The organism is uncultured Legionella sp. (genome assembly GCF_937871865.1).
In the GTDB taxonomy this organism is placed as follows: domain Bacteria; phylum Pseudomonadota; class Gammaproteobacteria; order Legionellales; family Legionellaceae; genus Legionella.
Map to the genome: position 1 here is coordinate 1 of NZ_CALMPD010000040.1, position 10,489 is coordinate 10,489.

Genomic DNA, 10,489 nt, shown 5'->3' on the forward strand with positions numbered 1-10,489 from the left:
TTCTTGCGATATGCACCACACAATGAACCGTCTCACCAATCAAAGGTTCAATTTCCGTCGGGGCAGAGGGGTTACGGGTAATGAGTGATTTCAAACGATGAAGTCCTGCAAGACAGTTATTGGCATGCAAAGTAGCAGCACCACCCTCATGCCCGGTATTCCAGGCATCAAGTAAATCCAGCGCTTCACTACCTCTAACTTCACCAACAAGAATTCGGTCTGGCCGCATCCTGAGTGTGGTTTTCAAAAGCTGGGTCATACTGACATCAAGAGTGGTGTGATATTGGACGCAATTTTTAGCAGCACATTGAATTTCGCCGGTATCCTCAATGATAAAAATGCGTTCCTCAGGCGCATGAATAACCATCTCATTGATAATGGCGTTGACCAAAGTAGTCTTACCCGATCCCGTTCCACCGATGACCAAAATATTGCGATGTGCCACCACCACCTGCTCAATGACATCGCACTGAGCTTCCGTCATTATTCCTAACTCAACATAGTGATTCAGAGTAAAAACTGATAATGCTTTTTTACGAATAGCAAAAGTTGGGCGTGAAACAACAGGCGGCAGCTGACCTGCGAAACGAGATCCATCCAGAGGCAGCTCCCCTTCCAACAAAGGCTTAAAACGAGTAACTTCTTTTCCATGAAACCCTGCAACGGTTTTGATAATGCTTTCCGCCCGCGCTTCGGTAATGCTTCCGATACAACGCATCGTTTCCCCCAGACGCTCTTGCCAAAGCCTGCCATCTGCATTGAGCATGATTTCTACTGTTTTCGGATCATTAAGCGCCGCTTCAATCAATTCACCTAAATCACGCTTCAGCTTTTCTTTGGCACGGTCTTTAACCGATATTCCATGTTCTTCCAGCTCTATCATTGTTCACCTTCATACAGTTATTGATAGCCCTGAGCTGAACTCACCCCATGTTTGAATTGATTGATTAAGCGATCAACCACGCTTTCTTGACTGGATTTGTTGTCGCAATACCCCCCTTCTTGTTGACGATTAAGATAAATGCGGCGCTGAATTTCATCCCTATGAATAGGAATAATCTGGGGCGCATCAAAAGCCAGACGAATCTCTCCGTGCCTGTAATCCACCACGGTACAGTATATGTTTTCACTAATGACCACAGACTCCCCGACTTTTCTTGTTAAAACCAACATGGTGTTTCTCCTTTTTTTATTAAAGTAAATATGCTTTGCATTGCTTGATATGTTCTTCGACTACAGCCTTCGTGGCTGGCCTATGCCCCTTGTTTGCAACATAAAAAGAACTTCGCTTTTTGATACCACGACAAAATCCAATCATTTGGGGTAGGCTAGGCGGCATGTCACAATAATCCCGGCACATTAAAATGGCCTGATTCAAAATCTCATCGCTAAATGGCTCTATACCCTCCGACCACTCTTTTTTTGCAAACTCTAAAAATCCATCGCTTTTAAACTGGCTGCGCCACAGATGCCCATAAAAGACAGCAAAACGGGTAAACAAGTTCTCAATCCGCTTGTCGATAGCGTTGCATGCTGACGACATTGTCTTGCTGGTATTCATCCTCTCTGGTGCTTGCTGAGTCTTCTGCTTCTGGATTCCAGAAGGGATCATGGGCTGTTCCAGTACTTGTGCGACGCTTCTCATTCCTTTTCTCCGGCTTTAATTCGATTCTGATTTCATCTTCCCAACACTTCTGTGATAACCAGTTCGCTGGAAATTTCCAGGCTGGAACCCATTCGCCATGCGCTTCTTTTGTTTTACGAGATTTAATTTGGCTATCCAGTGCTTGCAACATGGTTTGCAGTAAATGCTCATCTGGATTAATGTTTTGAAAAATTTCAAAAGCACGCTCACGTGACTTTTTCTCGGGGTACATAAGCCAAAAATGGTCGAAGCGTTGTAATAAATAAATATAATTATCTTTTATTAGAGGTATGGCGGCTTTCTGAGTATTAGCTATGTCGGCTTTCAAAGTCTCATCTTCAGAAAACCTAATATTTTCAATAAGTTCCTCATGCGACTTTGTGGTGGCTTTCTGTGGTGGGTTTATGGCGGCTTTATTTCGGACAGAATAATCCGTAGAAGCCAATAAGCATTTTAAAATTAGCTGCATACCTTCCGATTGAACCTCAATCAAACCAGCACGAACCAATCCATAAACAGCTCGACGAACTTGATCACGTGAAAAGTTTTGGCTTTTAATTCCTTGATGAGGCTCGATATAGAGCTGCTCAGATATCGATTGATAACTAATTCGCCGCTTGATGCCTGTTATTCTTGTTTTAACATCCATATACGGCCTAATTCCTCTTAAATAAGCCAATTGCTGGATATGAAGTAAGCCACTCATTGCTTCCAGCTCATCATGGTTTATTGACATGTCCATTAGTTACTTACATTCCTATTTGAAATTGACCTTTAAAGACTGATTTTGTTTAAAGTGTTGAAAATAATTAATTTTAGAGGCATCCTTACACTTATAACGCGTATAAATTCACATAAAATATACGCATATCGCGTATATTGATTTATTATATACATATATCACGTATAAATGTAAATACATATTTATGAAAAATGCTATTAAAGTAAATGAAGATAGTTCTGCAATGGGGCATCGCATCAAAAGAGCGCGCATGCTTGCTGGCTTATCTCGAAAGGATTTAGAAGAAAAGCATGGAATCAGTATCCATACACTTCAATCATGGGAGCTTGGAAGAAACCCAATAAATAAAACCAAAGCTGCTACTTTAATAGAAATACTTCATCAATATGATGTGACTTGTTCGATTGATTGGTTACTAGAAGGCATAGGAAAAGGCCCATCAGTGATCGAAAATGAATTTCAAAATTATCCGTCTCTTGCAGATACAGTTGGTGATCTTATCGCCTCAGAACAAGCCATACAAAAAGAGATAGATTTCTTTAAAACGAATAACCCCAATGCTGTTGTTATAAGAATCTCAGATGATTCAATGGAGCCGGAGTATAAGGTTGGCGACATTGTTGGTGGGATTAAATTTATAAATCAAGATAAAAAAAATCAATGCGTAGGTCATAATTGTATAGTCGAAACCACAGAAGGCATCTTTTTTCGACGATTGGTAAAAAGTGAAGATAAATATTTATTAGTTTGTAATAACAATAGAACCTCAGTCAGTGATCCAGTTATCTCGCCAGATTTAATTTTATCCATTGCTCCAGTTATTTGGCATCGATGGAAATTTGATACCATATCAAACTAGGGCAAACGATCAATCTAAACTATCCCTAAAATCACCTAGCTCGTTTCTGCATATTCCGACACGAATGGATCACAAATCCCAATTAATACAGAAGGAATCACTATACAAGCCAGATAGTGAATAATTGAATCAATCCACCAATCGACAATAGATAGAAGCCAACTCGTTTATTTAAGTAAAGTTGGTTATTAATAAATGCTTTTACAGTTGGCTCAGGATTATAATACTCATAGATTGCTCTTGTAATGTTACTAGGAACACGGCCAGATTCGTCGTATATTTTTTCTAATTCATTACCCAGATAATCTATATACTCAAATAAGCCTGCCACTTCGAGTTGGATCAAACCAGCTAATGAAAATAATACCGGTAACGAGTTACTTATTTTGCCAGTTGGATAAACTATTCCCAATACGCAGCTAATAGGTATGACCACAAAAATCATTATCTTGAGAATAAATCGCTCAACTTTTCTTATGGGCCTGTTTCTTTCTGCATATTTTGAAGTATGACCATTCATTTCCTATCCCTGCATTGACCAATCTATTTTTCTAACGGCATTCACTTTATGTTCCGGCGCCAAATGCGCATACCTCAGCGTCATGGCAATATCGGAATGTCCTAATAACTCACGAACCGTATTTAGATCTACCCCAGCCATCACCAGCTTACTCGCAAAATGGTGCCGTAAATCATGCCATCGAAACTGCGTAATATTTGCTTTTTTCAATAACGATCCCCATGAGCGTTTCACATGGTTAAATGGTTGATTATTTTTACTTGGAAAAACCAATCCTTCTTTTATCTCTGCTTTTTTATGTAGATGATCCAAAATTTTATAAGCCTCATCATTAAGCGGAATAAAACGAGAATGTTTGTTTTTAGTGATTTCACCAGACAAAATCAATGAACCTTCTGACAAATTCACCATATCCCAGGTCAAATGAAATAATTCGCCTCGTCTTAATCCTGTGTTAATCGACAATAGCACCATCGGCATTAAGTAATCACAGGCATTGTCTTCTGAAAGCTCAGGCAATAAATCATAACCTCGCGTTTCTCGCCAGATATTTCCATTTTTTCGCATCAGTCGAAGTTGATTGTCTCGTTCGATTAACGCTTCGCGTAAACGTGTCTCTTCTTCAAATGACAAGTATCGAATTTTAGGTGACCGATCTATTTTATATGGTTTTAACTTACCAAGTGCGTTCTCCTTTATAAAGCCCCATTCTACTGCCTTAGTCATCAGTGATTTCAGCATGGTAATATTACGATTTAAGGTTGCCTGGGAAGTGCCGTCATTAAGACGCTTAACACGCCATTGTTCTACAAGAGCAGGCGTAATTTCAACCAATGGCTTTGAAAAAAAAGCCTTATAACATCTAATAAGCCCTGCTAGCGTTTCTTGACCTCGTTTATGTGTTGATAGAACCCATGGCTTATAATCACTCTCAATAAATTCTTGCAGTGTCTTAGGCTTATTTATCCCTTTTTGTGCAGTTGGCTCAATCCCCTTATTGGCATTACTTAGCACTTCAATAGCCTTTTCACGAGCTTGAGCTGCTGTCATAACGCCGACTGTTCCAAGATTAATTTTTTTGCCTCTTTTGTACTGGCAGACGTAACGCATGGTTCCTGATGGAAATACTCTTATCATGAATCCTTTTAGATCAAGATCATGAACTTCATATTCTTTATCTCTAGGAAGTAGTTTTTTAATAAGCGTGTTATTGATTTTTGCCTTCATAATTAATCTGCTAATTTTTGTAATATTTCCGCACCCTTCACTTTATAGCTTTCCAAAAGCTCAAGAGTACAATTGTTTTTAAACGATTCAACAAAACCAAATTCTCTTAAACAATTTCGTTTGTATTTTGATATCCAGCCAATCGCTTTAAATGTGTCATTGAATTTACGACGCAATTCAGCGATACATTCTTGTGGTGTTTGGGCATTTTTAAATTTCCAGATAGGCTCGTGATGAAACAAGCGATTTCTAATCAGCCTTATTTCCTCAAATCGCTTGGAAATATTCTTTCTATCATCTTGCCCTCTTGCATAATGGGGGAAAACCGAAGGAATTAAATCAGGCCATAGTCGATTTGGATTAAATTGATCAGTGTATGTTTTTTGTTTTATTAAATTTGTCCAAAATCCAAATGTTAATCCTGCAACAATATCTGACGCTGTTACTTGTCCAAATCTACGATGTAAATCATTTTTGGTATCTTCGAGAATTGATCTTGACTTACCATCAGTTACAACGATATCGAACCAAAATTCATTTTCAAATTTCTTGGTGGCTGCGTGGTGAATTGAATTACGTAATGCAACTTCTACTGAATGTATGAAGGGATAAAATGCTTGGCTTATCAATAAATTCCAATGATAAGCTCCTATAATATCCGTATCCACTTTACTTGGACATAATATTTCATAGCTTGTAAGCCTATCTATTGATAATGCACTAATATATTCTTTCATACCCTATCCTGTTGCATCAAATTAGAATAGTTATCCAAAAAATAACCAAAAAATTTGACATATCCATGTAAAATAACTCATAATTACAACGTAAGCTTTTAGGGATCCGTGAAAGCGCCCCTTTTAGCAGTTGACCAAGAACCACCTTTTCGGTGGTTTTTTGGTTTATAGCACCCACGAAATTCTTCTACTGCTTAATCCTTGCTTTATTAATACCCTGGACTTTATCATAGTTAATATCACATTCATGTAATAAAAATCCTATTTTTGAATTACAGGGTGCATGTAGGGTGCATTTTCATTGTGGAATGTAACATAACAATATATCACTGTACATCATAAAAATGCCATTAACCCTCGTATTACAAGGAGTTATTGTTCATAGAGATGTATAGAAATACATTAAGAAACAATCGGGATCGCCTTCGGGAGGCAGGGGTCGCAAGTTCGATTCTTGTCACTCCGACCATGTAAATCAATATATAGGATTCCTCGTTGGAATTATTTTATAGAGCGAACACAAAGCGCTAATTTAATGACTCTGAATATATAAACATCTAATAAAAGATTGGCCTCTGGCTCGGATTAAACCTGTTCACTCATTATTACCCCACAAATTTTTGATACTCTCTATAATCTACTTAAATAATTCTGTTTATATAACTTGGAGGTTCATGTGTGGCTAATGCCAGCATTATTTTTTCATTATTACAGTTGAATAATACAGCTAAAAAATCCTGGTTATCTTCTTCTGAAAGAATAATGTATGCTTCTTGAATACTTGAGGTTGTTTCATTCTTTGTAATAAGACGTTCACTTTGCAGTATATGTTCAAATAATTCCTTTTCACCATAAAGAGCTGTCAGCATTAAAGGCGTATATTGTTTAACCCATTGTTCTCTACCCATGCTTGAAGTTAATGGCACATTCAGATTACCAAGCAAATCTAATAGGTGGATTTTTTTATCTATATCCAACTGTTTCACTATTGCTATATGAAAAAAGCTGATTCCACCAACTGTTCCAGAGGGAAACCACGATAACAATTCCTCGAGCTCTTCCTCGCTAGCCAATTCAAATTCTTTCATGACAATAGCAGTAACTACCATATCAATGAGATCATTATAAGTATTTCTTTTTTCTTCCAGAAAACTGCAATAACGCCCCCAGGCTTCCATTATTTTTGCCAGGTTACCCTCCCGGGAGACAAAATCCATTAGAATTTCTATATGATCTTTACCTTTTAATTCGGGGCCGAGTATCTTATGAACTTTATTATTATCGTTAACAAGCTTCATTTGTAAGATCAGATATTGATACAAAAGTTTATCGTTCTCTGATAACTTACTAATGTTTTTTTTAACCCCCAATCTACCGTCTTCTAGCTCCACATATCGACCTTTCAGAAGATCTTCCGTAAGTTCTGGTTCAAAAACATTATATTCTGACAATTGTTTAACAAATGATTTATAAAAATTAGTTACCCAATGAATACATTGAATAAAAGGTAGTTTTTCTGAAGATATCATTTCTGAAAAGGATGTATTACCCGATCCACCGACTGCATAAGAAAGAGTAATCATTTTATTTTTATCTTCATTACTCATGCCTCGGAAATTGATTAAAGTAAGTCTTTTTCCCTTATTTTCTTCGTCGAGCAGAATGCTTTCTACGTTCGCTTGAGAATCGATCATTTTTATTTGACTAATACCATGAGACTTTAATAAAACCTGAAAAAAATTCTCTTTTACCACTTCGTTAAAGTGGTCCAAATTAATTATAAAAATACCTTCCTTATTATCATTTCGAAAAATCGCTGACATCATAAGTACAAACTCGATGGAGTAAGATTTACTTTGCAAATAACCAAAAGCAAAGCCATGGGAACGAATAAACTCGCTCTTATCCATCCCGCCTATCGCTTTTTGGATGGCTTTGTTTTCTACCCCGTCAAACAATTCAATTTTTTTCTCTAACGTATTGTTCTCTTTACATGATTTTTGCAAGCTGGGGTAAAATTTTATCCCAGTCTCATAAGATCTAACCCCCATCGGAATTTCACGGCAAATTTTATCGTCACTACTCAAGCTTGCAGAGTGATATATCCCATATTCTGTACGTGATTGAATAAGGCATCCTCGAGAAAGCTGCTCATATAATTGGTAAGAAGGACGATTGCTAAAAATTGGCGTTGCCATGTTAAGAAAAAAATCTATCTTTTCCAAATTAGAGGGCAGCTCACTTGGCTTTATAATATTTTTGTATACGGTTTGAGGAACATAAAACATTTTTTGAGAGTCGAAAGAAATAGCTTTAAATTGACTACCACTTTCAATAAGAAGCAATTTGGAATGTAAGCGTTCAGGAGTTATTTTGGCTGCTAATGTTTCCTTAGGCAGCTCATTGTTACGAGGTGCTTCGAAAAAAGTAATAGAACTTAAGATTATGTTATCAAAACCACTAAATAATTCTTCAAGCCATATATTAAAATCCAGTTGATTATTATAGTCGCCAATACCATCAGCTATATTGACACTATTGGTTAGAATTCGAAGCGGGCTTTTTAGATTATTCAATTTTTGAATAATAAATTCAGAGAATTTATCTGGATCTTTCACGGAATTAATACTTCTTTTGTAATATTCCCTCATTTTTAGCGTTAAAATCTCATTTTGTTCCATTTTTAATTTATTCGGGCCAAAGAAACCGTGTGTTTCAAAGCGTTCATTCATCATTATACTCTTATTCAGAATTGATTTTATCTTTAGTTTTAGTTTAGACCAAATTTGAATGGGAGTTTTATGAGCACTTAGGGCCCCTCAAGCATTGAGCGGATGGGAAATAAGTTGTATGTAATCAATAGGATGCATTTTTCCATACAGGTTGAGTATGACAGACGATGCATCAAAGACTATTGGAGGTTATTTACAAAGTCTTGAGACCCGCCTCAATAATAGACAGGCCAAGTTCCAAATCCTCTGCATGCGTAGACAGCGGCATGAGCAGACGAATGACATTACCATAGGTGCCACACGTTAAAATGATTAGCCCATGTTCTAAACAAAATTTTGCTAGCTTTTCCGCGGCGATTTTATTGGGTCCTTTTGAGTCTTTATTGTTCACGAGTTCAATCGCCTGCATAACGCCCAAACCACGAACATCGCCTACTACTTTATAGTGCTCTTTAAATTCAGCGAGCCTGGACTGCAATACCGTTGCAAGAGTGGCGACATTGTTTAAGAGCTCTCCTGTGTCAAAGAGTTTAAACACTTCAAGAGCGGCAGCACAGCAGAGAGGATTCCCACAAAAAGTTCCGCCCAATCCCCCAACCATTGCAGCATCCATGATGTCAGCTTTACCGGTTACTGCAGCAAGTACGCTACCGCCACCAAGCCCTTTTGCCGACACGGTGAGATCAGGTATCACTCCCAAAGCATCCATTGCAAACAGGCTTCCACTACGACCAAAACCGGACTGAATTTCATCAGCAATGAGCACAATGTTGTTTGCGGTAGCAAACTCGCGAAGTTTTTTCAGGAATGGAGCTGGGAAAGGAATAAATCCCCCTTCTCCTAAAACAGGCTCAAAAATCACAGCGGCAATCTGTTCAACACCGACACGAACGGTAACCAACTCCAAAAAATCATTAAAACATTCCTCTATACAATTAGAACCCTCCCAACGATATTCATAAGGCATAGGAGCACAATGAATCTCTGAAAGGAATGGGCCAAAGCCATGTTTATAAGGCTTGTTCTTCGAGGTAAGGCTCATGGCCATATAGGTACGGCCATGATAGGCATGATTAAAACAAATCACCGCTTGCCTGCCTGTATAGGCTCGTGCGATTTTAATTGCATTTTCTACTGCCTCAGCACCAGAATTAAGCAAAATTGATTTTTTTTTAAAATCTCCAGGGGTGTGCTGATTTAACTGTTCACAGACCCTGATATAGCCCTCATAAGGAAGAATATTAAAACTGGTATGGATGTATTTTTCAGCCTGAGTCTGGATTGCCTTGACCACGCTATCAGGGCAGTGTCCTGTATTCACCACACCAAATCCAGAAGAAAAATCTAAAAAAACATTGCCATCAACATCCTCAATAAAAGATCCCTTTGCTCGTTCCACAAAGATGGGGGTAACGTGAAATGGACCTCGGGCAACATGTTGATAACGCTCTTCCATCAACATTGTTGATTTAGGACCTGGTATTTGGGTTTTAATATGAATACGATTCATGAGTACCATCCAATGGGTGTTTCATCCAGATTAATATTCACTTGCTTGATTTCAAGATAGGATTCGATTCCATATAAGCCGAGCTCACGGCCAGTGCCGCTTTGTTTGTATCCACCCCAGGGCATTTCATTATAAGTCGGATGATAATGATTTACCCAAAGAATTCCGGCACGAAGCTGTGCGGTCACCCGGTGAGCACGGGTAAGATCTTTGGTCCACACAGCAGCAGCCAAACCATACTCTGTATCGTTTGCAATGTGAATTGCTTCTTCTTCGCTATCAAACGGGATAACCACAAGCACCGGGCCAAAGATTTCTTCGCGCGCGATCCGCATAGTTGGCGCCACCTCATCAAAAACAGTAGGCTCCAAAAAATTGCCTTTTTCAAAAGCATCGCCTGCAGGGCGTTTCCCGCCACAAAGCAATTTCGCCCCCTCAGCAATTCCTATTTTGATGTATCCCTCTACTTTTTCGCGATGGGCACTTGAAACCAAAGGGCCCATTTTTACTCCCTCAT

The 10,489-nt window shown here is 38.4% G+C and carries 11 protein-coding genes; 1 reads left to right on the forward strand and 10 read right to left on the reverse strand.

Annotated features, from left to right (window positions below; translation table 11 throughout):
* From trbB to Q0495_RS02360, 4 genes are all read right to left on the reverse strand, one after another.
* Positions 1–883 (reverse strand): P-type conjugative transfer ATPase TrbB (trbB, locus tag Q0495_RS02345; RefSeq protein ID WP_298622622.1); only part of this gene is annotated, 883 nt, incomplete at its 3' end.
* Between the two features lie 17 nt (positions 884–900).
* The gene (locus tag Q0495_RS02350; protein WP_298622625.1) at positions 901–1,173 is read right to left on the reverse strand and encodes a carbon storage regulator; all 273 of its coding nucleotides are present in this window, start codon (positions 1,171–1,173) and stop codon (positions 901–903) included.
* A gap of 19 nt (positions 1,174–1,192) precedes the next feature.
* The gene (locus Q0495_RS02355; RefSeq protein ID WP_058481199.1) at positions 1,193–1,501 is read right to left on the reverse strand and encodes a hypothetical protein; all 309 of its coding nucleotides are present in this window, start codon (positions 1,499–1,501) and stop codon (positions 1,193–1,195) included.
* A 4-nt stretch (positions 1,502–1,505) separates the two neighbouring features.
* Positions 1,506–2,387: a hypothetical protein gene (locus Q0495_RS02360; protein ID WP_298622629.1), complete on the reverse strand. Its 882-nt coding sequence runs from the start codon at positions 2,385–2,387 to the stop codon at positions 1,506–1,508.
* A 184-nt stretch (positions 2,388–2,571) separates the two neighbouring features.
* On the opposite strand from Q0495_RS02360, the gene Q0495_RS02365 reads away from it, so the two are divergent.
* Complete coding sequence (locus Q0495_RS02365) at positions 2,572–3,246, forward strand: XRE family transcriptional regulator (protein WP_298622632.1); 675 nt, start codon at positions 2,572–2,574, stop codon at positions 3,244–3,246.
* A gap of 100 nt (positions 3,247–3,346) precedes the next feature.
* Here the strand turns inward: Q0495_RS02365 and Q0495_RS02370 are convergent, their stop codons facing one another.
* The 6 genes from Q0495_RS02370 to Q0495_RS02395 all read right to left on the reverse strand — a co-directional run.
* A complete protein-coding gene (locus Q0495_RS02370) occupies positions 3,347–3,766 on the reverse strand; it encodes a hypothetical protein (RefSeq protein ID WP_298622634.1) in 420 nt (139 codons plus the stop codon).
* 3 nt (positions 3,767–3,769) lie between these two features.
* On the reverse strand, positions 3,770–4,993 hold the full coding sequence (locus tag Q0495_RS02375; RefSeq protein ID WP_298622635.1) for a site-specific integrase: 1,224 nt from the start codon (positions 4,991–4,993) through the stop codon (positions 3,770–3,772).
* A 2-nt stretch (positions 4,994–4,995) separates the two neighbouring features.
* Positions 4,996–5,730: a hypothetical protein gene (locus Q0495_RS02380; RefSeq protein WP_298622637.1), complete on the reverse strand. Its 735-nt coding sequence runs from the start codon at positions 5,728–5,730 to the stop codon at positions 4,996–4,998.
* Positions 5,731–6,371: 641 nt separating this feature from the next.
* Positions 6,372–8,465, reverse strand: coding sequence for a hypothetical protein (locus Q0495_RS02385; protein ID WP_298622639.1), 2,094 nt, complete (start codon positions 8,463–8,465; stop codon positions 6,372–6,374).
* Between the two features lie 190 nt (positions 8,466–8,655).
* Complete coding sequence (locus tag Q0495_RS02390; RefSeq protein WP_298622642.1) at positions 8,656–9,972, reverse strand: aminotransferase class III-fold pyridoxal phosphate-dependent enzyme; 1,317 nt, start codon at positions 9,970–9,972, stop codon at positions 8,656–8,658.
* The coding region (locus Q0495_RS02395; protein WP_298622644.1) for an aldehyde dehydrogenase family protein at positions 9,969–10,489 on the reverse strand (521 nt) is incomplete at its 5' end. The genes Q0495_RS02395 and Q0495_RS02390, both read right to left, overlap by 4 nt.